We start from the raw sequence: 25,257 nt of genomic DNA on the forward strand, positions 1-25,257 counted from the left end.
CTTCTACAGCAAATAGGCGATGAGATATAGCATCATAACAACAAGTTTTATACAGCACAGAAAAATTCATATAGGAGGAATGGAAAACACATGAATTTATTGAATCAATTAAAAAGAAAAGCCATCAAGCTTTTCAGCGTGATGGCAGCCTTTATTCTGGCACTTGTGATTCCGATGGGAATCAAACTGTTGCCAGTAGAGGCGAGTACAGTTAACCTAGATACTTTGGAAGTGGGAGACACGTTTTCAGGTAAGCTAGGAACGTCTAACACCAATCCAAGTACAGGTGTGATAAACTTCACGATCGATTATATCGATGGTCTTTTAGGCAGTGCATCTGGACAAATTATAAACCAACTCAGTGTTCAGTGTCTAGAACCAGGTCATATAGGATTGACCTATAAAACGGCATATGAATCTGGTAGTAAGACATATTACCCTTACAACGCTACTGTTACAGATGTTCAACCAGATGGTAGAGTAACGCTACGTATCGACGTACCACGTTACCTGAATCCATACACAGGGGAAGAGGCTACAGGATTTAACTATGATACGGGAACTACAGTTCCATATCAAAGATGTGGAGCTACATGGGTAATTCAGACTGCACCACGAAATATCACGGTAAACGTTACTTTAGATAAATCAAATGGTAATCCTACCATGACTCAAGGTAACGTAGCTTGCTATGCTCAAGACTTATCTGGTGCCATTTATGGAGTGTACTCCGATGCTGCATTAACAAATGAGGTAGGACGTATTACTACAGATGCAAATGGACACGGTGAATTAAATGGTATTACAGTTCAACGTAACGCAGTACTATATACAAAAGAATTAGTAGCACCAAGAGGATTTGGATTGGATGCGCAAGTTTATTCACATATGTTTACTGCAAATAGTGAAACATATAACGTACAGTCAACAGATCAGCCACTTAATGACCCATTAAATATTGAATTAAATAAAGTTTCTGCTGATGGAACGGTTGTAGCAAATCCAGCAAGTCTTGAAGGTGCTGAATTTACTATCAAGTATTATGCAGGTCAATATACATTCAATGATTTACCAACAACACCAACACGCACATGGGTTGTGAAGACACTAAATAGAGGTGGCAGATATCTTACAGGTTTGAGCGATACATATAAAGTATCTGGTGATCCATTCTATTTAGATGCAGGTATTCCAACATTACCACTTGGTACTCTAACTGTAGAAGAGACCAAGGCTCCAGCAGGATACACACTGGACAATAAAGTTATTGATGCATCTAACTCTCCAGCACCAAATATTAGAGATGGTGTAGTTTTATTTAATATTGTAGATGACAATTCAACTGCTAGAGTAGTTGGCGGCAACACATACACTGTTGTGGAAGGTGTTGTACGTGGTGGTCTAGAAATCCAGAAGAAAGATGCAGATACAGGTGCAAATGTTGGTACTGCAACTTTTGAAATCGTAAACAAGAATAACTATGACGTAGTAGCTAGAGATGAAAACGGTGATGTTGTGGCTACAGCGGCTGCTGGTCAGACATTACCTTATACAATTACTACAGATGCTAATGGTTATTGGAAGTCCAATGATGCTTTCTTACCTGCTGGTGATTATGAATTAGTAGAAGTTACTGCTCCTGCTGGATACTACTTAAACACAAATCCAAAGCCTTTTGAAATCAAGGATAACGGAGCAATCGTTAGTCTTGATTATGCAGATGATAAGATTGTGATTGATGTAGCGAAGACAGATGGCAAAGGTAATAACGTTGCTGGAGCTAAGATGACTTTGATTGACAAAGTAACAGGCAGCGAAATTGTTACATTCACATCTACTAAGGAAAACACAGATATTTCAAAGTTTGTTGAAGGTGGAAAGACTTACATCTTACGTGAAGATGAAGCACCATTTGGATTTAACAAGTTTGAGGATATCGAATTTACAGTAACTGGCACACGCCAACATGAACAAGTTGTGATGGCTGTAGATACACGTAAAGTATTCTACGTGAGCGCAATTAAGGTAGATGCTATGGATAACTCAAAGAAACTAAAAGGTGCTGAATTGACGTTATTTAAGGCTGATGGCACGGTTGCTTTAGATAAGGATGGAAATCCTTGCGTAGGTATTACAGATGGCGAAGGAGTTATCACTTGGGCTGTTGAATTTGCGGATGATTTAGGCGGCTACTACGTTCAGGAAACAGCAGCACCCGAAGGATACAGAATCAATCATGATCACTTCCAAGTAGTACTAAGTGAAGATTATGATTTTGCAGTTAATAACGCAGTGAAGGTTGTTGTAAATGATATGGCGTTACCTTCCGTTAAGACAGGTGATACATTCAATGCCGTAGGATTATCTATGATGTTTGTAGGTGGTTTAGCCGTAGCAGTATTCTTATTCCTTAAGAAGAAACAGTTTGTTGAATAAACTTTACGGATTGAACTCTGGGGCAAATTGCCCCAGAGACATCACAGATGGTAAAAACTATGAAATCAGATAAATTATTAAAAGAGTTAAAAGTAAAGAGAAAAGTTACATATGATGAGTATGTTGCATATCTAAAAGGAAAAAGCGAGGATGAGATTGCAGGAATATACATTGAATTACAACTGAAACTAGAAGAACTAAATAGGCTTAGTCCAGTGCTATGCATTGGCGGAAGTTCTTTAATGGGTTTAGGATTTCTAGCAAGCTGTAAAGATATGGATATTAATTTAAATGACTTATGGCAGGTAATCAATATTATTGGTGCATCATTTTCAATTGTTTATTTGATGTTGTTAATAACTAGAATGATCATGCTTTATTTAGAGACGAATCTAAAACGAAAGATTCTCATTATTGATAGTTATAAAAAACTTGGGGCAAATTGCCCCGAGCGTTTTAAAGATTAAAAGAAATGTTAGAAACAGAGAGGAGAAATAAAAAATGTGGAATAACAGAGTAATTTTATCAGGAAATTTAGTTAGAGATGTTGAAGTAAAGGCAACTGAAGGAGAAAGTAGCAAGCACGTAGTAAACTTTACAGTTGCCGTACAACGTACTCGATCCAAGGAGGATGCTGCAGACTTTATCAATTGCGTTGCATGGGGACAAGTTGCTGATTATTTAGGTTCTTATGGTAAGAAAGGCAATCGGATTGAGTTGGAAGGACAGTTACATACACGTTCCTATGAGAAGGATGATAAGAAAATCTATGTAACAGAAGTGTATGTGGATGATTGCCATTTATTTATAAAAAGAGATACAGAAGTCATTGATGAAGAATAGGTAGTATGAATGCTATTTTATAGAGGAATATAAATGGGAAAGAAAAAATGGAATAAACAGTTATTAGATGAGAATGGTAATCTAAAATCTTGGGAGAAACAGTTGCTTGAATATGAATATGGATTGATTGATGATACTTTTCTTATTGTTCATTCCGATTCAAAGAAATTAGCATATACAGGTATTGATGATTTACCAATAACAATCAAGCCATCCGTAATTCGAAAATTAAAAATTAAACATAATATTCCAGTATCTGTTCTTGTTAATGCAGATACAATGTTAGAAAATACTTTGCTTGGTGTTGAGTCTAAAGATAGAGATGATTCGATTGTATTCTTATTAGATAAATTTAATAATGAGCAATATCCAATAATTGCAGTTATAAGAAAAAATCAGGGAAAAGGTTATCTGGAAGTTAATGAAGTCGCTAGCATTTACGATAAAAAGAACTTTGAGAATTATTTAAATAATGCGATAGAGCAAAATAAAAAAGTCTGGATAAATCCAGATAAAAAAAGAGAGGTAGCTTCTCGAGGGCTCCAATTGCCCCTAGACATACTATCTCTGTACACAAATGATATACCATCTGTTGTACATAATCAAGTAGAAAAAAACGAATTACCTTCAACCACTGGTGAAATAACAAAAGCATCTATTGAATCTTCTGCGGACTTACAATTGTCCCAAGAAACAACAGATGCTTTTTCTAAGGTTGATTATAGTAAGGCATCTAGCAAAAGTCAAATAGAAGATACAACATCAGTAGAACTAGAAGTGATAGAAACACAACAAGAGGTTGTAATGCCTGTAGAGGAAGATGTAATCATAGAAGATAGTAATTCATCTTTATTGGAGAATGTATCTATGGAAGATGATGGAATCGATTTTGATTAAGAATGCTTGGGGCAACTTGCCCCAAGTTTTTTAAAGAGAAAGGATGTGAAAAGATGAGTGAGATTACTTATAAATCAAAACTCTATACTGTAATAAGAGAGGCATATAAACATGATCAAAGAGTAGAAGATTATTTGAAGTTCAGAGTGCAGTATATAAAGAAAGCTCTGAAGTCAAAAGGAGCATCGTATAATACACAAACAAGGACGATAGAAATGCTTTTAAATGGTGAGAATTATGAGGATCTATTATTATCCGTTTTGATCCACGAAGCAACACATCATGTGCAGTATATGATGGAAGGGAAGACTAATCATTCATCAAATTTTAGAGCAATACAGAAAAAGCTCTTATTTAAGGCAATGGATCTGAAGTATATAAATGCTTTTAAACTAAGAGCATATTATAAATATTTATCATCATATACTGAGGCTGGGAAAGTGTTAGGAATGATAGAAGAATATGTAAAAGGGAAAGAGCAAGATTGTTTCTTTATAGGATATATCATTCCATATGACAAAAACGAAATTGCGAAGTTGAAAGAGGCTGGATATAAATATTGCAAGCATGGTGTTCGTGGGTTGACTAATATATGGTATAAATTCAGCAACATAAAAGAAAAACCCTTATATACGAGTGATGCATGTGTAATCTTACAAGATTAATGTGACTATAAGGGTACTGAAAAAAGTATTAAAAGAAAGGAAAAAGACATTGAAGAGTTAATGGAAGAAGCATAAGTCTTTGAAACATCAGAAGTGTAACAAGGGTGGATTTCCCGAAGAAGAAATCGTTTGATAAATATAAAAGATATAAAAAAGAGATTTCTCATGTGATTGTAAAATTACATGAAATTTCTCTTTTGTTGTCTAATAAGAAATAAAAAAGTAAGAAGTCTCACCTAATGGAACAATCAAGGCTTGTTCTGCCTGTTCTTCTTACATAGATATTATATTAGATGAAAGGGTAAATTTCAATAATGAAAATAGTTAGAATAGATGAAAATTTTATTGCAGAGACTATAGCAAGAACTGGAAGCGAGCAGCTATTAAATAAATCTACCAGAAGCTATGTTGGTTTATATGATGAAGAAACAAGTTGGTATATACCATTAAGGTCTAATTTAGGTAGGAAAAAAACTCCGAATGCAATATTTGAAACACCTTTTAAAACAGATAATCCTCATTTTAAAAGAGCAGGATTGGATTTTGAAAAAAGTTTATTTGTACCACTAGATAGTGTAATTGAAATACAGAATACATTGCCGAAGGAACAAGATGAATTCATTAAAGATAATGAAGATGAAATTAGGGAAAAATTTGCTAATTATATTTGCAGTATAAAAAAGATGGACAAAACATCTACGAGTTATTTATTTTCAACTGCCGCATTATTTCCGGAGGGAATTGAACAAATTGAAAATGAATTTTATACAGATAGACCACTCAATTCTGAAATTATAATAAAAAATGATTATGAATGTTTGGATACTGATAAATGTTTGGATACTGATATTTATTGTGATGAAGATATAGATATTGATTTTGATTAAGAATGCTTGGGGCAAATTGCCCCAAGTTTTTTAAAGAGAAAGGATGTGAGGAAATGATATATGAATACTGGTACACGATTGGTGATAAGAATGGGATTGATTTAATTTATTATAGTCAGATTTCTTCAATAAAAAATGAGTTCAGTACCAGTTATAGCTCAGTGACTGAGTTAAAAAAAGCGATGGAAAGTAGATTCTCAAAGTTATTGAGAAAAGGTGTAACGATTGAACTAAATACAAAGGAACAGAATAATGTTACTTTTGATATTTTCTTCAATGGAATTCCTATTTTAGAAAAGTGCTGTAATTTTATTTATCTAGGTGATGCTAGAGATGCAATCCATCGAATAGAACGGTATAAGATTCAAAGCTTAGAATCAGTAATTCACAATAAGAGATTGTATTACAAGGTAGCAATCCAAGATAAAGTGTTAATGATTCTTAAGTATCCAGATATGGTATTTCAAGGATATGCGACACCAAAGAGAAACTTTGAAGTAGTTACAGATGATCTCATTTCAAGAATCACAATGGAAATCGCAAAGATAATGGTAAAGATAGGAGATTTGGATGCAGGAGGGATTTAATCAACTACGGATAAAAGTTGATCCAATGAAGTTGGATGGACGAGAGTATAAAGTATATTTTCCAAAAGGTTCTAGATATGAAGGTTATTATGTAATTTTGAATCTTTCAAAAGCGAAAGTAGATAAGGCTGAATTAAATAGTCTAATCATCGAAGATAAAAAATATAGTAAATACACCATCAAGAATGGTATAGAACAACAAATCATTTCTTTTGATGAGTTGATTTATGTCATGTGTTTAGAGATTTTATCAGATTAGTTATAAGTGATTTTAAAAGATTTGGGGCAATTTGCCCCAGGAAAGGAAAGTAATAGATGAAGAAAAGACAAGAGGTCGAGATGACAGAGGATGACTTCAAAGAATTATTGAAGACGATCAATGAAGATGATGAAGAGTCATCTCTATTAGAAGAAAATCCAGATGAGGAGATCCTGTTCTATGTCAGAAAATAAAAAGTTTGTTACGAAGACAAGAGAGCAGCTTGCGGAGTTTTATCTAAAATCATTAGAAGAAAACGTGATCCCTTGGGAAAAGACATGGCAAGGTTCACGACCAGAAAATCCTATTTCAAAAACAAGGTATAGAGGAATTAATTACCTACTGCTGGAATACATTGCGACTAAAAGAGGGTATGAAGATACTAGATGGGCTACATTCAATCAGATTGCTGATAAGGATAATAAATATCATCCTAATCAAAAATGGCACTTAAAAAAAGGTTCTGAAGGAGTGCCGGTTGAAATAGCCAAGATGATTAATCGTGAAACAAAACAAACTATTGATTTTGTGGAATATGCAAAGATTGTTGGCGATGATCCAAATGAAGCACAGAACTATGCGGTGATGTTACGTACCTATACAGTATTTAACTACTCATGTATAGAAGGTGTACCTGAGCGTACTAAGCGAAGAGAACACACAGTATCTATGCCTGCTTTACAAGAGTTTTGTGATGAAGCTTTAAAAACAATGGGTGTTGAATTGAACCATTATGGTGATAGAGCATTCTATAGTGTGAAAGATGACAAGATCGTATTACCTACAAAGGATTCATTTGAAACTATTGCGGATTATTATGCGACACGATTGCATGAAACGGCACACTCTACTGGAGCAGAAAAACGCTTGAATAGGGATTTGAGTGGAAGATTTGGAAGTGCTGAATATGCGGAAGAAGAACTAAGAGCAGAGATTGCATCATCTATTCTTTTTGCAGATCTACATATGCCAACTGAAGCTAAACTATTAGATAATCATAAAGCGTATATTCAATCTTGGATTGAAATATTAAAAAATGATCCAAAGATTCTTTTTCAAGCAATCAAAGATGCAGAAAAGATTAGTGATTATGTCCAAGAACAGGCACCGATTGCAAGAGAGAAAATACACCAGGAAAAGTTGCAAGAGGAAAATCAACAGGATTATTCCAAATACATTCAGGAGAAAATCAAGGATGATTTTTTAAATGAGAGAGTATCTGAGATGGAATATAGATGTCTAGATGAACATCAGGACTGGATTAATGATAAGTTCGATGCATATAAGAAGGGTGATTCTGAAGAAGAAAAGAGTGCTACATATGAAACCTTACGAGATGCAATTCTAATCAATGCTGGCTTTAGATTAATACATGAAAACCAGGAAGTATTATCCAGTGATGCAAGCATTATGAATGAAGGTATCGTGGGGATGGGCTTTGAAGATGAAGGAATAAGTTTTTAATTAGAAAGAAGGAAAATAACATGAAGAATATTAGACATAAAGTATCTGCAGCAATTACTACAGTATCTGTAACAGCATTGAACGTAATGACTACGCATGCTGAAGGATTAACATTCAATGAAGGAGCAGCTAAATCACTTGTAGAGACATTCTTCAAGCCATTAACAAGTTTCTTATTATGGTTTGTGCCTTTAGCGGCTTTAGCAGCAAGCATTTGGGTTTATATCAAATGGACAGGAAAAGATGAAGCTGAGCAAGAACAGAAACCATGGTCAAAGTTAGTTGTAAAGATTGTTACTGGTGCAGTTGTTGTTGAAGCCTTATCAGCGATCATGAAAGTTTTTGGACTTTAAAGAGTCTGGGGCAATTTGCCCCAAGTTTTTAAACAGAAAGGATGTGAGGAAATGAAACCAGGAGATATGCTGTTGGACATGATTAGAAATATGATCTGGTTCTTCTGTAAATTCTCATTTGAATTAATGGATCAAATCTATAAAATCTTAAAAGAATTAATAGGATTGAATCTAGGAAATTTTGATTTTATTTGGAATTGGTGGACTGGATTGCTTGTTTTAACAGGTTCTTTAATCATCATTCGATTTGTATTTTATTATTTACAGACAATAACGGATGAAGAAAAGATTCTAAAGTTTAGTCCAACGGACGTATTTAAAAAGTTTGCTATTTTAGGAATTGTTATCTTACTCATGCCAGGGTTCTTTAAAGGAGTCTCTGGTATTTCAAGTGGATTAACAAAAAGCATAGGCTCATTGATTACAGGTTTTGATGAGAATACAAAACCATCATCAATAATGGTTGCTGCAGGATATGGTGGAAGTGATGTTTCTGAAGTTAAATTAGATACGATTGACATCAATAAGCTGAATGCAACAAAAGATGCTTATCTAATTTATCCGTCTGCTTTTGATATTGTATTTGCTGGAGTCTCTGCTGGTGTGGCAGACTTTTTATTTGTGTTTATAGGAATACAAGTTGCACAGAGAATTATTAATCTTCTATTGAAGATCCTGATTTCACCATGGGTATTTTCTGGAATGTTTGATCCAGACAATAATACCTTCTCGATATGGTGGAAATTATGTTTAGCTGATTTCTTAACCAACTTTTATCAGATGATGCTGGTGATTTTAGTATTGGCTGTAACACCAGCCGTTCCAATTTCTGCACTAGCAAAAGTAATCTTCTTCATCGGTGCCTTATCTGCAGTAATGAATGCACCTACTGGTATTGCACAGTTGCTTGGAGGAGATGTTGGTGTAGGCACTGCATTCCAACAGATGCAATCATTAGGAATGATTTCTTCTGCAATGAGCGGTATTGGTGGTATGGCTGCAGGAGCGGCTCTTACAATGGGCGCTGGTGCCATTTATGGAGGCGGACGTTTAGCAGGTGGAACTGGATTACTACATTCAGCTGGAGAAGCTTTAGGTGGTCTTACGGGAGGTTCTGGAGGCATCCTAGCAGGAATCGGAAATACAAATGGTTCTGAAGGTGGCAGCACTAGTCCTTTGGGGCAAATTGCCCCAAGCCAGGTAACAGCAGGTGGAGTACCGGGATTAGATGACTCTAACATGCCACAAAGCAGTGTAAATCCATCCATGATAAGTGGATTGGGAAGTGGAGATGGTGAAGGTACACCTAGACGAATGACAACAGACGGAAATTCTATTGCAAGAAGAATTGCAGATATGAATAGTAATAGCAGAATTGGACGTATGGTAAATCAGGCTGGATCAAGTCTATATCAGATGTCAGCAAATCGCTTATCTAGACCTGTTCAAACACGTACAAGAGGTGGAATGATCCAGAGTAGACAGTCTCATGTTGTTACTGCAGCAAGAGCAGCACATAGAATGTATGATGCAGCTAAAGGAGGTAGTAACGAATGAGATTTAATAGTCCAGCACCTTTTAAAAGTGGAAAATTGGTTTTAGGAAAATATAGGAAGTTGGATCTAATGATATTTGCTGCAGGTATTATTAGTACTTTCTTTTTCATGTATGTTTATTTATCTGCACTGGAAGGAAGAAGTGCAGTTGTAATCGTGCTATTGGCACTTCCTGCAGGTATTGGTTATATGCTGATTCAGCCTTATGGAATCTATCACAACTGGCTAGAGTATCTACATGTACTCTTTTTATTTAACCGTACAAGAAAAGTATGGGTAAGTGCTGGAGAATATCAAAATACTGGTGGAAGTTCAATAGATGAGGAAGCTAAGCTATGAATAAAATAAGAAAACTAACTAGCCTAGAAAAGAAACAAAAAGATAGGCTGATAAAAGCAAAGAAGGATACAAAAACTTTGCGGAAAAAAGTAAATACTACAATGGATTGGATGAATATCCGTGAAGTTGGAGAAGACTATATCATGCTGAAGGATGGGAATAAGGAAGCGTGGGTTAGAGGTATTAAAGTCAATCCGCATGATATTTTCTTAGATGATTATGAGGAACAAGTTCGACATGTCGATAGACTGAGAATTTGTTTGAATAAGTTACGCTTCAAAATGTATTACAGCTTTGTATTAACAAAAGTTGATGTCCAATCATATATTGATCAGATAATTGAAGGACAGAGAATGGAAGATGACCGTATTATTCAGACAATGATGGATGGAGATATCGACAAATTAGACAGCTTCTGTGATGCATATAAAGAATTAAATTTCTTTATCATGATCCGTTCTAGCGATCCAAAAGAGTTGGATAAAAATTATTGGGAATTGTTTAATGAGTTTTCTGTTGCTGGCTTCCAGCCAACGAAGCTGAATGAATTCGATTTTTATAACTACATTGCATATGTCTTTGAAAATACCCCAGTGCCAGATTACTACTATTCCAGAGGAATATTCTCATATGAAAATGTCGAAATGGAATATAATGCTACAGAAGATCAATATGAGTTGGTAGATAATACAAAACCATTATTAGATGCAAGAGATGCACCTATTGAAAATCTCATTCCAGAGATTAGTACGATCAGACAATCGAGAATGGCACCATTTTGTTTCTCATTAAAGCCTGATCATTACATGATAGGCGAGAAATACGTATCTAATATCTTGATAAAGCGATTACCACAGGGATACGGTCTTGGTATTCTTTGCGATTATGTAAATAATCCAAATATCAAGTTATTTATGACAACGGATACTGCAGATGAAAGCATTGCTAAAGGGTTAAAAATGGAGTACCAGGAAAAGGAAAGAAAGTATTACCAAACAAGGGATCCGCAAGTCAAAAAACATCTGCAAAATGACCTAGCATCTTTGGATGAGTATATTCAGGAAATCCTACGTGATACGGATAGAACACATAATGTCATTATGGTGTTATCTGTATATGCAGACGATCTGCAGAGTTTAAGAGGAATGGTGAAGGATATAAAACAACGTATGCGTAGCATAGGCTTCATGCTTGCAGATGCAAGATATTTAGAAGAAGCTGTTTTACGTATATCCTGTCCTTTATTCTTTAAAGCAAAGTCTCCGTTCATCGTTGAGCAGAACTTTGGCTTCTTACTACCTTCTAGAGGTGTTGCAGGACTATGGCCATACGTTTTTGAAACACTGAAAGATCCAAAAGGGATGCTGTTAGGATGTGAGCTACAGAATAAGGGAATCATCATGTTTGATCCATTCTTCTATAACACACATAAGAGTGATGCTCGCTTAACACAACGTATCAATGGCAATATGGTTGTTGTTGGTAAGTCTGGTTCAGGTAAGAGTACTACAATGGGACTTCTTATCAGAGACCTCATAAAGAGAAAAGTCCGTATTGTATGGATTGATCCAGAAAATAAGAATAGAAACCTTACCAAGAAATATGGTGGAACCTATGTTGCTTGGGGACAAAAAGGAAATATCATCAACATCTTTGACCTGAAGAAGATTACTTCAGAGGAAGAAGATGGAGATGAGAAGATGTATGATACTGAAATTGCTATCTACAATGTCATTGAAGATATTAACCAGGTATTACAATTCTTATATCCAAATATTTCTGAAGATACTTTAACTTTCACTGGTGATATTACATTTAGAGCATATGCGAAAGTTGGTATTACAAGAGATGAGAATGGACAATTTGCAAGCTTTAAGGGACTTCACTATGAAGATATGCCTACATTCGAGACATTTAATGAATGCCTGGAAGAGAGAATCAAAGAGTTAAAAGAAGATACTGCAGCTAGAGTTGAATTGGATCGCTTGATGGATTTAAGAATGAAGATGCAGCGTATCATGGTTGAATGGAGTGTTTACTTTGTTGGTCATACAACAGTTACATTTACAAATCCAGAAAGACAGATTATTGCCTTTGGAACAAAAGCATTATTCAACGCATCTTCTAATCTGAGTGCAGCTTTAAATCACATTATGTTCAAGTTCTCCTGGGATCAATGCCTGGATAACAATGACCAGTCAGCCTTCATCATTGACGAGGCACACACAATGATTCTGCAAGGTTCTACAGCACCATTGATTGCTCAATTCTACAGACGTGCCAGAAAGTATAACTGTATGATGATTGTTGGTACACAAGAACCACGAGACTTCGCAGATGACAGGATCATCACGCACGGTAAAGCGATTTTTAACAACTCTACATATAAGATCGTCATGTACTTAGATAAAGATGCATGTAATGACGTATTGAAATTATGCAACTTCAATAGTAATGAAATTACTTATCTGCAGAATTTCCAATTAGGACAAGCAATCTTTATTTGCGGCAACAGAAGAATACCGATTCAAATCATCGCTACTGATCAAGAATTAAAAGAAATAGGAGTTGAGTAACCACAATGAAGATATCCTTTGAGAAGCTGTTTAAATGGGTTTGTACGGGCTTTCTTATTATGATGATAGGAATGGTACCTATAATGGCAATTGGCACCGTTCTACAGCCTGTAGTGACTGCTACGAATGCAATCGTATCCTTCTTCAAAGGTCTGAATGGAAATACAGATATTGAAGGCATAGAAGAAAGTGTAAAAGCCTGGATAAATAGTCCGGAATACCAAGGTATATCTAAGTATAAGCCTTCTGATTATCGCTCATATTATCTTGCACAATCTGTCTCATTTTATTATTTCAAGACAACAGGTGAATTTATCGTAAGCGATGGTGATTATGCAGCGTATATGCAAATCTTCAAAGATGCAGATTCACAAGAGTGCTTGAAAGAGATTGAATCAAGATATGGTTTCAAAATGAGTGAAGATGAATCAACAAATGTAAAATCACTGGCTGTTGCGTTAATACCTGGAGGACAAAGAGGAATCAACGATCCAGTAGGTGAGCCTGTTGAAAGGGCAATTGCATGGATGACACAAATAGCCAATGATGATAGCCATGGTTATTCTCAGGCAACTAGAAATGGCAATCCAAATTATGACTGCTCTTCATTGATCTGTTCAGCAATGAGATATGCAGGTGGATTTAATGTGCCAATTACTTCCACACACTCAATGCGATTGGTATTTACCAATGCGGGAAATTGGATATGGATTCCTAGATCTGAGTTAGGAGATATTTCTAATGAAGCTGTTATTAGCGGACGTTCCAATCTAAAAAGGGGAGATATCCTTTTGAATGAAACAGAACATACAGAAATCTACCTTGGAAATGGACTTGATCTAGGGGCGCATTGGGACTGGGATGGAGTTAATGGTGATTCATCAGGAAAGGAAATCTGTAGTGGATTATATTGGGATTCAAATTGGGATGGAGTATTGCGTTATGTGGGAAAATGAGATACGTACTATGAAATCTAAAATTTTTAAATATGTATCATTTGTATGGAAAGATATAGTGTAAATTAAAGATAAGGAGGATTCTTAAGATGGATATTACAGCGTTTTTAAAAAAAGGTTATGATTTTTTTTCAAAGAAGGGTGCATTACACATTTGGATATTATTTGGGATTGGATTGTTTTATAAAAAGCAATTTCCTGGCATTGAGAAAATTGTGAGTTGGATATGCAAGCTTATTTTAATGGTTATACCTCTAGATATAATTGAGGCTATATATCAGTTTCTCTCTGAGATATATGGAAGTGGTTTTACTCAATTCGCTACTTTATTTGCCGGTATTAGTGGATTGTATCTTTTGGTTAAGTTGATTATAAATAAATTTTTTAGCGATGGGATGCCTGAGGACATTCTTATGCAATACTTTAAATCATGGATAGTACGGAATATTTTCACTCGAATCTGGTTCGTATTGATTACTAGAGTTTGGTATATCTATAAAATTTCTGAATTGATTAGTACAGGTGATCTCAGAATTGCGGGATTTGTTGATTATTTATGCTTGTTTTGGAGTTTGATAATAATCTTAATAACCTCAGCAGCTTCATTTACTAGTGATTAAATAAAGAATCATTTTACATGGATACGTAGCAGCACACTCAACCATTCAGGTCTTGTGTGCTGCTTTTAAAATGCTTTAACTGCATGGATGCCTTCGCAGAATGTGTTCTGCTCAGGCTTCCTTTTTTAAAAGCAATCTGTTTTAGCAAACAGACTGCTAGATGAATTCTGATTTATCTTTCAACCCTTGGCACTCCGACCTTATCGCATAGACGAGATACAAAACAAGGATACGAGTTTCTGACGAAACTCTATCAAGCAGCTTTGCTGTCCTTTGTTTTTTATCTCTTGGCGTTGCACATTTACGAGCCTGATTTCATGGATTGACCCTTGACCTTTTTGAATCCTGTGACAGCCAGCTGTCAAGGACGGCGCACTCTGTGCTTGCAAGTTCAAAATGTTCAAGGGCTACGCAAGTCAATCACATTTCATTGGCTTGGCTCTTCAATGTTTCACTTGTCTATGCTCTTGCGTAGTCGTGCCAAGGGTGGCACTAGAAAGACTACCGAAAGGTAGATGGGGAATTCCACATGAAACACTACTACAGATTCATTATCAACTACGATGAAGACGAAACACGTATCTTCATCAGTCCAAAGGAACTAAAGAAAGGTGCTGTTGCAGTTGTCCATTCTTATGGTGAACAATTTGCGATTGCTACAGTCTTGGAACCAGTCAGTGAACTTGAAGCACTTACCGGTTATCAACGCAAGTGTCTTGAAGATGTCATTTGCACAGTTGATGTTACAGAGTATCTTGTAAAGCAAAAAGCAATTTCTGAACGTTCCAAACTTGAAGAGTTGATGGATGAAAAGATGGCAGAGTTAAAGTATGAAGACCAACTCAAAAAGACTGCTGATAGAAGCGCAGACTTCAAAGTTCTCTATGAAGCATATCTCAAAACATTATCGCCTGTTACAGATGATGTACAGGAAACTTTAGATGGTGAATAGTTGTTGGATGTGGGAAGAGCAATCTTCCCACAACAACATCAGATGAAAAGGAGAACATATGGATTACTTAGTTATGAAATCACTCTTTCAACTAATGATTGATAAGAGCCATCGTGAATTTATCAAAGCGATAATTTCAATTGAAACGGATGTAGAAGATGATGACAGATTGAACAGGTTATATGACTTCTACATGGAAGATGATGATATGTCGTTATTAAATTATGCGTTAGTGGAGTGATGGCTTTGGGGCAATTTGCCCCAAAGACTGCCGGCTCCACCCAGCCAAGATAATTTCCTTGGCTGACGTTACGCACGGCAGTAAAAACGTAGCAACACTTCACAAAAAAATTACCAAAAAGATTCTTGGTAATAGTTTTTTGCTCGTGTTTATATTGGTTCACCACTTCGTATCTCATATAAATGGATACTCGTGGTTTTCAATCGATGATTCCAGCCAAATTCGCAAAAAACGCTCTATTTGTCTGGAAAGCAAGATAAGGAATTTCGTATTACGAAATTTGGTGTTACGCAATTGCTCAACGAGCAATTCGTTTATTTTAAAGGATTTTTTCGTATTACAAATCGTAATACGACGTAAACGCTTTTTTTATTTTCGTAATACGTTCGTAAACGCTTTTTTCGTAGTTATTTTTTCGCAAAAATAATTTGAGTTTTTAAGAAAAATAAAAAAATAAATGATAGGAAGGTGATGTGATTGTGGCAAAAAATGTAGTGGCTTTTCGATTGGGAGATGATACAAAATCTCAATTAGATTTGTTAGAAAGTATGGATTATAAATTAGCAGTTTCTGAAAATAGAAGACCATTAACGAGAACAGAAATTGTAGAACAAGCAATCAATAATTATTACATACAGAATACAAATGAATATAAAAATGATCCACAAGTTAAGATGATGTTTAAAGTCATGGATGAATTATTTCAAAAATATTTTGGTGAGTTGAATGATGATCTTGGGAAGCAATGGTATGACATTCGTCTGTTACTTTTATATGTTCAGGTGATTTCAAGAACATTAAATTTCCAAGAGCAACCAGCAGAGTTTGCGTTGAAATTTATTAACGGACGATATGATTTTGAAGATGAAATTGAAACAAAAGTAAATCGTGATTTGGCTGATTCAAGAATTATTTCTTTAGTAAAATCTATTCAAGATTTACAACGTGATTCAAAAAAATAAGAACAGAAAGTGAAGGGGAAAACGAAAATGAATAAGCAAAAATTACTAAGTGAAATTATGAAAAGAGAACAAAAGATAGCACAACTTTCTAAAAAAATTAATGAGTATACTTCTCAAAAGAATGGAGTACAAAGTGAACTTAATGAATTAAATCGTATTAGAAAAAAGATTGAAGATATTGAAGCTGAAGCAATCAAAAAACAAAATACTTTGGAAGAGGATTTGAAAAAAATATTAGATAGACCTGCCAAGCAAAAGCAAGAGAAAGTAGCTGAGACAGATGCCGGTTGAAATAGATAAAGTTAGATTCTTTCAATTAGGAAGTCAGGCTCCAAAGAACTCTAGGTTCAAAGGAATCATCACACAAGATACATTATTTGGAAAAGGTGGATGGTTAGAATATACGCAACGTGATGAGGCAACGCAGCCAGATAAAGAGTATTATGCTGAGCGTGATGATGGATTCTTTGGGTACACTTTCAGACAAGAAGCGGCAGATGGATTGACCATGACTTCAATGGGAGATTTTTCTGTAGATAATATTTCTACATTTGCTGAAGCATGTAAATCATCATTTAAAAAGAATGGGGATATTGTTTGGGACATGGTAATTTCTTTACCATCATATGACTATGCAGAGAAGTGTGGATTACATAGTCAAAAAGATTATGCAACCATGATTTCTAAAATCATGCCAGAGTTTTTCAGGAAGATTGGATTAAGACCAAGCAATATGCTGTGGTGGGAAAACTATCATAAGAATACAGAACATCCACATATGCATGTGTGCTATCTTGAAAAAAATAAGACAAGGGATAGAGGTAAACTTACTCTTTCAGAATTAAAAAAATTAAAAGCAATTATCATAAAAGAAATTGGATTGAGAGAAGAGTTTTTTAAAAATACTGCTATTGATCCAGAACGTTTTTTTAAAAATAAAGATGCAGAAACTAGAGAACTTATACGTGCAACTCGCAATTATGATTTTACAAAAATCAAGAATGTTCTAGACCTTGCTACAGTGTTACCTAGATACGGACGTATGCAATATGGTTCTTATCAGATGATGCCATATAGAGAGAAGTTGGATGAGATTGCAGAGGAGTTTCTAAACTCAGATGCACTCAAAGATATGTATAAAAGTTTCTTAGAAAAACTAGATACTCTTTCACAAACAATGGATAAAGCTGCAGGTACGGATATAGCAACTATTAAAGATACTGAAATCAAAAAACTACATAAACAAATTGCCAACATTATTTTGGATCAGATTAAAGACATGCGAGCTGCCAATTATAAGAGTGCAAGATTGGATAAGCCATTTGTAGAAAGACAATTTGAAAAGGCAGAAGTACCTTTACTAGAAAAGAACAGTAATAATCCAGAATGGAAAGAGTACCTGGAAGTGAAGAGACAATTAGAACATGTCAATTCAGAAGGTGAAAAGGTGAATCATTCCTTTTTACATGGATGCATAGAAACACTTGAAGGATTGGTAAATAAAATTACAGATTCTAAATTAAATGCATTGGTTTCACATAGATTAGCAAAAATGTATTTCTATGGTGAAGGTGGAATCACTGATCCACTAAAGACAGTCAAATATGCAAAGCAAGCCATCAGGAATGGATACACAAAAGATTATATTCTCCTGGCAAAGGCACAGTTCAAACTGGATAGGACATCTGCAGGAATGGATACATTGTACGTTGGAATGACACATGGAGATCCACTGGCTACATACTCATATGGAATTCATGAAGTAAAAGGGGACATGTGTAACAAGAATAAAATTGATGGCTTTAGATGTATCAAAGTTGCTGCAGAGATGGGTTGCCTTCCTGCAATCAACTACTTGAAGACACATGATAAGGCTGGATTTAAAGAGACCGTGGAGAAGAATCTTGGGGTAAAGATTAAGAAGCCGGTTATTTCTTCAGGTAAACAGATGAGTGAAGCTGCTAAGTATATGTATAACTCTTCTCAGCTTAGTGTAGCGACAGGGCTAATCAATCGAGAGATTGAAGCGTATCTGAATAATGATAAAGAATTAGAAACGGAGTGGTAAGCAATGGGAAAGATTATTAGATTTTTATTTCTATCAATCACTGCAGCGATGGGAATTCTCTTTTTAGCAATCCAGGTAATTCACTTAGGAGTTACCCATGATCCACAAGTATCTTTTGATTATAGGTTCCTTCTTCTTGGTGAGGATTATGTATTGCTGAAGGTAGTAGGAGCATTGATTGGACTAATGACCTTCCAGATCTTTTATGCTACCTTCTTTGGAAGAAGCGGACATGGAGCAAAAGGGAAACTTAAACGAGCATTGACGAGCCAGGAGAAGAAACAGTTTTCCGATGTTGCTAATTGGCGAGAGATAAAAAGAAATAGTCAGAGACTTGAATATGATAATACAGGACATTTGAAAACAAGATCCATATTGATTTGGTTGGATCATGTGCTAGACCCGTTTAGAAGATTCTGGAATGAATGTTGTACGATTCTAAAGGTTTCTGATAAGCACCGTAAAAACACAATCAGGACTTATGAAATAGCAGGTAAAAAAACGAATTTTAGAGGTGGTATTCCGTTAGCTGTTAAATGGAACAGACTCTATGTTGATGCAGGTGATAATCATGCAATAATCAATGCTTCATCCAATGCTGGTAAGACTGTTTCTTTTGTAAATCCAATGATTGATGCCTTACGTATGACAGGGGAATCCATGATTATTAACGATCCAAAGGGAGAGTTACTTTATGAACATAAAGAACAACTACTTTCAGATGGATATGATGTAAGGGTAATTAATTATATCCACCCAGAGGAAGGAGATAGATATTCTCCATTAAGTATTGTTATTGATTCTTATCGAAAGGCAGAGAAAGAATACCTGGAGAGCAAGGAAGAATACACTGCAAAAATCCAAGAATACCTGGATAAAATAAACGCTGCTGAAGGGCTACAAAAACAAAGGCTAGAGAATGAATTGTTAGAGTATATGAAGTACTACGCACCAGAGTTTGACTATTCTAAAGCAGCTATGTTTTTAAGAGAACTTGCAGATCAGTTCTTTTATGATCCAAAGGCACACAATGAGGCACATTTTAATGACCAGGCTTCTAGTTTGTTCCAGGGAATCGTGTTTTTACTATTAGAGGAAAAGTCCTATAATCCAGAAAGTAAGAAAAGAGAACCTGTTCCGGATGAGGAAATAAATTTCAAGTCCGTAATGGCAACATATAGATCAGGAATGGAAACAGTATTGGTTAAAGCAGGTGCAACCATTATGAAAGTTCCAAAGTTGAAATTCTTGTTAGAGAGAAAGCGTAAGAAGACAGATGAATCCTATAAGAAATTGATGGCATTCTTGAGTACTGGAGATAAGGAAAGAGGTTCTATTGTTACTTCATTTGAAAATAAGATGAAGGACGTTACCTTGAATGAAACTGTCTTACGAATGATGGCAAAATCAGACTTTGATGTTGCGGATATTGGAAGAAAGAAGACAGCACTTTTTATAGTCGTTCATGGTGAAAAGGACACATATTATAGATTGGTATCCTTGATCATTAATCAGACCTTCCAATTACTGATGCAATTAACTGAAGAGCAACAAAAGAAGACAGGCAAAAAGAGATTGCCAGTACCGTGTAATTTGATTTTTGATGAATTTGGAAACTTTCCAGCATTAAAAAATATTAAAGGTATTTTGACTTTTAGCCGTTCTGCAGGATTTAGATCATTCATGGTTGTTCAGGATCTACATCAGTTCTCTGAAATATATGGTAGGGATGTTGAATCAATCATAGAAAATAACTCAGCGAACTTTATTTACCTATATGGTAAGGATATGGATACGATCAAGCGTATTTCAGCCATGAGTGGTAAGAAGCTTGTGTGGAAATCTGATAAAGGTTCCTATGAGGAAGCTCCAGTTATTTCTACGGATCAATTACAGCAATTATCTATGGGTGATGCAGTCATTATCAGTGCAAGAAAGAAGGCATACATCTTCAGAATGCGTAATTATAAGAAGTATTCCTTCTACAAGAATAAGAAGAAGTATGTTCCTGGAGAAACAAGAAGATTACGTAATGTTAGAGTGTATAACGTTCAAGAGCATTATGATGCAGACCAAAAGATTAGTGATGCATTTGATAGTAAGAAAGACCTACTGTCTGGTGATCCTCAGTTATCTGCAGAGTTAAAAACAGGTGTTGAACAACTGCAGGAGAAACAATCATTGATTCCTACTGCAGGATTTGGATTAGGTGCTGCAAAATAAGGAGAAGTCATAATGAATACAATAAAGTTTGTAGAAGAAGTACGCTTAAAAGAAGCGTTTTGGGATAAATATAAATACAGAACAAACATTCTAGCTAGTCAATTTGAGAGTGTTGCGAGACATGGTGGTGTAGATCTGCTTACTGCAGAATTGGTAGAAAACAAAACAACAAAGGAAACAGCAATCCAATTTGTATCCTTCGAGTTCAAACTGGATGATATTAAGAAGGCTATAGCACAAGCTGAAGAAAATAGCCGTTTCTGTCATAAGTCATTTATAGTGATTCCATTAGAAAAAGAAAAGGTAATCAATGATAGATACAAAGACTACCTGAAGAAAGCAAAGTATATTGGAGTCATGGGAGTTGCAACAGATGGTAGATGGACGATCTTGCACAAACCATGGACACATAAGGATGATGAATTAGAGTACAACCAGGTATTATTAAAGATGCTAGTGAATAGTAATAAGGCTATTATCTAATGTGGGTGGGCATTGCAACATATTTAAAAATATGTTACTATAACGGCGTATTAATGGAGAGTCCTAGCCATAGTAGGAAGTTGACAAAATATGGAGAGTCCTAGCCACAGTAGGAAGTTGACAAAATATGGAGAGTCCTAGCCACAGTAGGAAGTTGAAAAATATCTCACTGATTATCAGTGGGATTTTTTTACGTAAGGAGAATATATATATGCAAAATATAATAAATTTATATAAAGTATCAGATCGGTATTTGAATTATCTACAACAGTTTGATTCTAGAGTTTCCTCACATAATAGTGCAGAAGGTGGAACGTATGTTGGTACTATTTTGAAAACAACTGATGGAATCTTATACTTTGTTCCATTATCAAGTTATAAACCAAATAAAGAAGCAAGAATGCGAAACCGTCAACAAATAACAATTTATTTACATGAGGATGGTAACAATAATAATAAATTAGGCTACTTACTTCTAAATAATATGATTCCCGTACCAGGGACAGAGTTGACACTAGTAGATTTATCGGATCAGTCCATACCTAAGAATAGGATGATGTTGCTGCAACAAATATATATTAGAAGAAATTCTGAAAAGATAAAACGCAAAGCAGCAGTGGTATACAGAAAGCAAATTGAAGGCAATCCATATTTTAGAAATTGGTGCTGTGATTTTAAGTTACTAGAAGAAAAGCATAATGATTATATCGATTTCACACAAAATCAAATCCAAGTGAGTGCGGAAAATGGTGATTTAGATTTAAATATTTAAAAAAAATTGACTTTTATACAAATTTTTTAACATTTTCTAACATAATATATACGCCAGAGTTGATGCTCTGACAGACAATATAGAAGGGAGGAAGCCAATAAGATGGAAAAGAAGAAAAGTTTAATGAAAATAAAAAGATCTATAATTCGGAAAATAAAAAGAATTAAATTCATGATTAAATGTCTACCATTATTTATATCAAGTATACAAACTTGCAATGGTTGTAATTCTACACAGGCACAAAATAAAATTGATGAAGAACGATTACAGATGGATAGAGAACGATTACAGATGGATAGAGAACGATTACAGATGGAAAAAGAGAAGAACAGTACGGCAACAAGTTTAAAATACAATTAATAACGTATAACTTGTGTTTCTAGAATCTATTTTCTGGAAAAAGCAAATATGTGTATTTAGGGTGTTCAATATGCCTTAAATACACATATAATATTTAAAAAGGAAAGTGTTCAAATAGACTATAGCCTATTTGAACGAGCTTATTTCTGCAAAATCTTTGTGGTTGAAAATATTTTGGTAAAGATTATAATAATGATGTAGAAATGTTTTGTCTAAGGACAGAGGAAAAGAGGAGCTACCAACTCCTCTTTTCAATTTGCACGCTGTCCTAGGCGAAGACTATTTAGTCTTCAATATCTCTCTACAAATTTGGATTATTGCAACAAGCAGTTGCAATGTAACAACTACTACCTGCACCGTTTCCATGTCGTAGAAATATTTTACCTAAAGACAGCATGCATAAATTTGAGGCTATAAAAACCACCTCCATGGGGGCTATAAAATAGCTCCCAAAATATTATAACAAATATGTGTGACTTTACACGGTTTAGTTAAGTTGATAAGGAGAAGAAATGAGAATATTTTATGAAAGGGTATCTACTGAAAGACAATCTCTTGCAAGACAGGATGAGTTGTTAAAGGAATTAAACATAGAAAAAGTATATGCAGATAAAGCTACTGGGAAGCATATGGATAGACCACAACTTAAAGCTATGCTGGAGTTTGCTAGAGAAGGAGATACAATCGTAGTAGAATCTTTTTCCAGACTCAGCAGATCAACAAAGGATTTATTGCATTTAGTAGAAAGCATGCATGCAAAAGGAATAGCATTTGAATCTCAGAAAGAGAAAATTGACACTAGTACGCCTTCAGGGAAATTATTTCTAACTATCATAGCTGCATTAAATGAGTTTGAACGAGAAGTATTATTGGAACGGCAAGCTGAAGGAATTGCCGTTGCTAAACGAAATGGTAAGTATAAAGGAAGGATGCATGCAAGCATAGATAAATTTTTATTTGCGGAACTCTATAAGGAATATAAAAAAAGAAATATTACTCAAAAATACATGTGCAAGAGATTAGGGATAAGTCGATCTACACTATATAAAGAAATAAAAAAATATGAATTAAATAATCTATAAATACATAACTAAGATACCAGTATACGAATATTGAATATTGGTATTTTTTCTTGGTGTAATTGAATGCGTGCTTGATGCCGGCACACAACAATAACAAGGAGATAGTTAAGTATGAAAAAAATAATTGGATATGTTCGTGAATCAACTCAACTGCAGGTGATTAATGGGTACAATCTTGGAGAACAGAAGCGAAAGATTGAACTTTACTGTCAATACAAATATGAGAAGGATAGTTATACATTAGAAGTTAAAGAAGAGCGTGGTGTTTCTGCAAAGAACTTAAAAAGACCACAGATGAATTCAATCATTCAATTAATTAAATCAAAAGAATTGGATACATTAATTATTCATAATCTAGATCGTCTAACTAGAAGTGTAAAAGATTTAGCTTATTTAATAGAAATACTAGAAAAAAATCATATAGAACTGATCAGTATTACAGAGAATATTGATACAAGTACACCTTCAGGCAGGATGTTTATTATGATTATAGGTGTTATATCGCAATGGGAAGAGGATAGTATCTCCTGGCGAACAAAAAGAGGATTAGAAGAGGCTGCAAGAAGAGGGTTTTATTGCAAAGGGAAAGTCCCACTAGGATATAAAAGAAACCCAGATGATAAACATTATTTGATTATTGATGATGAAACTGCAGGAGTTATCAAAAATATATTTGATTGCATCGTAAATAAAGGTATGAATGTATGGAATGTAACATCAGAGTATAGAAGAAATAAAGTATTAAATAGAAAATGGCAGAAAAATGATATTTATAAAATAGTAAGAAATTTAGTATATAGTGGCACTCTGGTATTTGGTGGAAATAATTATGATGATGTAATACCTCCGATTGTTGATAAAGAAACACAGTTAGAAGCAATCAGACTAGCAAATTTGAAATCAAGAAACAGAAGATATAAATATCTATTCAAGGGAGAAGTTACATGTAAGAGTTGTAAGCATACACTAGTTTGTGATTGTAGTTCAAGGAAGAAAAAGCATACAAAGCAGAGGGAGATATATAAGTATTATGTATGCAGTGAATGTAAGAAACGAATCAGCGAAGAGATAATAAGGGATAGCGTTAAGGGACAATTAAAGAAATATTTAATTGATAAGCAAATTAAATTAGAACAGAAAAAGTCTTGCTCTAAGCTAAAGGAAATTGATGAAGAAATGAATATAGTTCTTGATATGGTTATAAAAAACGGAAGAGACGAAGTGTTGCTTACGAGATACAACGAACTTGCAGAGAAAAGAAGGAAAATATCTGAGATGGAATATAGATGCCAGGATGAAAATTTGGATGAAGAAGAACTTACAACTTATGTTAGAAAATACATTCAACATATTATTGTAGATTTTGAAAAAATGAGTGTTAATACCATATTCAGAGGAAGCAAGGGAAAATGATAGCAGTCTTAAAGAGATAAAGTTCATTCTAACAGTACTCAAGTTTTTGTTTACTGTTAGAAAATTTAATAAAAAAGTTGTTGAATAAGAATTTACAATTGTATATAATATAACTATAAGTTAGTTAGAGTTCTTTGTTTGGATAAATTGGAGCAGTTGCTCCATTAGTTTAATTAGTCCAAAGTCAGGGGCTTTTTTTTATATCTTTTTTGCTTTTTTGGTGTGATATTATGCGTATTTTTGTATCTTTTAATGGTTTTTGA

The 25,257-nt window shown here is 34.7% G+C and carries 27 protein-coding genes; all 27 read left to right on the forward strand.

Going from position 1 to position 25,257, the window contains the following annotated elements; genetic code table 11:
- Window positions 1–90: 90 nt before the first annotated feature.
- The 27 genes from RWM19_RS05850 (at window position 91) to RWM19_RS05980 (ending at window position 24,994) form a co-directional block, all read left to right on the forward strand.
- Window positions 91–2,436: a SpaA isopeptide-forming pilin-related protein gene (locus tag RWM19_RS05850; RefSeq protein ID WP_313984782.1), complete on the forward strand. Its 2,346-nt coding sequence runs from the start codon at window positions 91–93 to the stop codon at window positions 2,434–2,436.
- A 59-nt stretch (window positions 2,437–2,495) separates the two neighbouring features.
- Window positions 2,496–2,903 (forward strand): hypothetical protein, encoded by a 408-nt coding sequence (locus RWM19_RS05855; protein WP_313984785.1) that lies wholly within the window; start codon window positions 2,496–2,498, stop codon window positions 2,901–2,903.
- 34 nt (window positions 2,904–2,937) lie between these two features.
- Complete coding sequence (locus tag RWM19_RS05860) at window positions 2,938–3,279, forward strand: single-stranded DNA-binding protein (protein ID WP_313984788.1); 342 nt, start codon at window positions 2,938–2,940, stop codon at window positions 3,277–3,279.
- A gap of 33 nt (window positions 3,280–3,312) precedes the next feature.
- A complete protein-coding gene (locus tag RWM19_RS05865; protein WP_313984791.1) occupies window positions 3,313–4,176 on the forward strand; it encodes a hypothetical protein in 864 nt (287 codons plus the stop codon).
- 53 nt (window positions 4,177–4,229) lie between these two features.
- On the forward strand, window positions 4,230–4,841 hold the full coding sequence (locus RWM19_RS05870; RefSeq protein WP_313984794.1) for a SprT-like domain-containing protein: 612 nt from the start codon (window positions 4,230–4,232) through the stop codon (window positions 4,839–4,841).
- A 314-nt stretch (window positions 4,842–5,155) separates the two neighbouring features.
- Complete coding sequence (locus RWM19_RS05875; RefSeq protein ID WP_313984796.1) at window positions 5,156–5,728, forward strand: hypothetical protein; 573 nt, start codon at window positions 5,156–5,158, stop codon at window positions 5,726–5,728.
- A 53-nt stretch (window positions 5,729–5,781) separates the two neighbouring features.
- On the forward strand, window positions 5,782–6,315 hold the full coding sequence (locus RWM19_RS05880) for a hypothetical protein (RefSeq protein ID WP_313984798.1): 534 nt from the start codon (window positions 5,782–5,784) through the stop codon (window positions 6,313–6,315).
- Window positions 6,299–6,574, forward strand: a complete 276-nt coding sequence (locus tag RWM19_RS05885; RefSeq protein ID WP_313984800.1) for a hypothetical protein — start codon at window positions 6,299–6,301, stop codon at window positions 6,572–6,574. The genes RWM19_RS05880 and RWM19_RS05885 overlap by 17 nt, the downstream gene beginning before the upstream one ends.
- Window positions 6,575–6,630: 56 nt before the next feature.
- A complete protein-coding gene (locus tag RWM19_RS05890; RefSeq protein WP_294021944.1) occupies window positions 6,631–6,768 on the forward strand; it encodes a hypothetical protein in 138 nt (45 codons plus the stop codon).
- Window positions 6,755–8,038, forward strand: coding sequence for a zincin-like metallopeptidase domain-containing protein (locus RWM19_RS05895; protein ID WP_313984803.1), 1,284 nt, complete (start codon window positions 6,755–6,757; stop codon window positions 8,036–8,038). Before RWM19_RS05890 ends, RWM19_RS05895 begins: the two co-directional genes overlap by 14 nt.
- Window positions 8,039–8,058: 20 nt before the next feature.
- Window positions 8,059–8,391, forward strand: a complete 333-nt coding sequence (locus tag RWM19_RS05900) for a hypothetical protein (RefSeq protein WP_294021941.1) — start codon at window positions 8,059–8,061, stop codon at window positions 8,389–8,391.
- Between the two features lie 78 nt (window positions 8,392–8,469).
- Window positions 8,470–9,948, forward strand: coding sequence for a hypothetical protein (locus tag RWM19_RS05905; protein ID WP_313984808.1), 1,479 nt, complete (start codon window positions 8,470–8,472; stop codon window positions 9,946–9,948).
- Complete coding sequence (locus RWM19_RS05910; RefSeq protein ID WP_313984811.1) at window positions 9,945–10,286, forward strand: hypothetical protein; 342 nt, start codon at window positions 9,945–9,947, stop codon at window positions 10,284–10,286. The genes RWM19_RS05905 and RWM19_RS05910 overlap by 4 nt, the downstream gene beginning before the upstream one ends.
- On the forward strand, window positions 10,283–12,862 hold the full coding sequence (locus RWM19_RS05915; protein WP_313984814.1) for a helicase HerA domain-containing protein: 2,580 nt from the start codon (window positions 10,283–10,285) through the stop codon (window positions 12,860–12,862). Before RWM19_RS05910 ends, RWM19_RS05915 begins: the two co-directional genes overlap by 4 nt.
- Window positions 12,863–12,945: 83 nt before the next feature.
- A complete protein-coding gene (locus RWM19_RS05920; RefSeq protein WP_313984816.1) occupies window positions 12,946–13,818 on the forward strand; it encodes a peptidoglycan amidohydrolase family protein in 873 nt (290 codons plus the stop codon).
- An 89-nt stretch (window positions 13,819–13,907) separates the two neighbouring features.
- A complete protein-coding gene (locus tag RWM19_RS05925; protein WP_313984819.1) occupies window positions 13,908–14,438 on the forward strand; it encodes a hypothetical protein in 531 nt (176 codons plus the stop codon).
- A 529-nt stretch (window positions 14,439–14,967) separates the two neighbouring features.
- Window positions 14,968–15,390, forward strand: a complete 423-nt coding sequence (locus RWM19_RS05930) for a hypothetical protein (protein ID WP_298665271.1) — start codon at window positions 14,968–14,970, stop codon at window positions 15,388–15,390.
- 58 nt (window positions 15,391–15,448) lie between these two features.
- Complete coding sequence (locus RWM19_RS05935) at window positions 15,449–15,631, forward strand: hypothetical protein (protein ID WP_313984824.1); 183 nt, start codon at window positions 15,449–15,451, stop codon at window positions 15,629–15,631.
- Between the two features lie 479 nt (window positions 15,632–16,110).
- Complete coding sequence (locus tag RWM19_RS05940) at window positions 16,111–16,593, forward strand: hypothetical protein (RefSeq protein WP_313984828.1); 483 nt, start codon at window positions 16,111–16,113, stop codon at window positions 16,591–16,593.
- A 27-nt stretch (window positions 16,594–16,620) separates the two neighbouring features.
- A complete protein-coding gene (locus tag RWM19_RS05945) occupies window positions 16,621–16,884 on the forward strand; it encodes a hypothetical protein (protein ID WP_313984830.1) in 264 nt (87 codons plus the stop codon).
- Window positions 16,874–18,661, forward strand: a complete 1,788-nt coding sequence (gene mobL, locus RWM19_RS05950) for a relaxase MobL (protein ID WP_313984832.1) — start codon at window positions 16,874–16,876, stop codon at window positions 18,659–18,661. The genes RWM19_RS05945 and mobL overlap by 11 nt, the downstream gene beginning before the upstream one ends.
- Window positions 18,662–18,664: 3 nt before the next feature.
- The gene (locus tag RWM19_RS05955) at window positions 18,665–20,884 is read left to right on the forward strand and encodes a type IV secretory system conjugative DNA transfer family protein (RefSeq protein ID WP_313984834.1); all 2,220 of its coding nucleotides are present in this window, start codon (window positions 18,665–18,667) and stop codon (window positions 20,882–20,884) included.
- A 12-nt stretch (window positions 20,885–20,896) separates the two neighbouring features.
- Window positions 20,897–21,367, forward strand: coding sequence for a hypothetical protein (locus RWM19_RS05960; RefSeq protein WP_313984836.1), 471 nt, complete (start codon window positions 20,897–20,899; stop codon window positions 21,365–21,367).
- A gap of 211 nt (window positions 21,368–21,578) precedes the next feature.
- Window positions 21,579–22,139 (forward strand): type III toxin-antitoxin system ToxN/AbiQ family toxin, encoded by a 561-nt coding sequence (locus RWM19_RS05965; RefSeq protein ID WP_313984839.1) that lies wholly within the window; start codon window positions 21,579–21,581, stop codon window positions 22,137–22,139.
- 171 nt (window positions 22,140–22,310) lie between these two features.
- Window positions 22,311–22,499, forward strand: coding sequence for a hypothetical protein (locus RWM19_RS05970; protein ID WP_313984840.1), 189 nt, complete (start codon window positions 22,311–22,313; stop codon window positions 22,497–22,499).
- Between the two features lie 512 nt (window positions 22,500–23,011).
- Window positions 23,012–23,581 (forward strand): recombinase family protein, encoded by a 570-nt coding sequence (locus tag RWM19_RS05975; protein WP_313984842.1) that lies wholly within the window; start codon window positions 23,012–23,014, stop codon window positions 23,579–23,581.
- Between the two features lie 111 nt (window positions 23,582–23,692).
- Entirely contained in the window at window positions 23,693–24,994 is a 1,302-nt protein-coding gene (locus RWM19_RS05980) for a recombinase family protein (protein WP_313984845.1), read from the forward strand.
- The last annotated feature ends 263 nt before the right edge of the window (window positions 24,995–25,257 follow it).

It is taken from the genome of uncultured Solobacterium sp. (assembly GCF_963517755.1).
Lineage (GTDB): Bacteria > Bacillota_I > Bacilli_A > Erysipelotrichales > Erysipelotrichaceae > Bulleidia.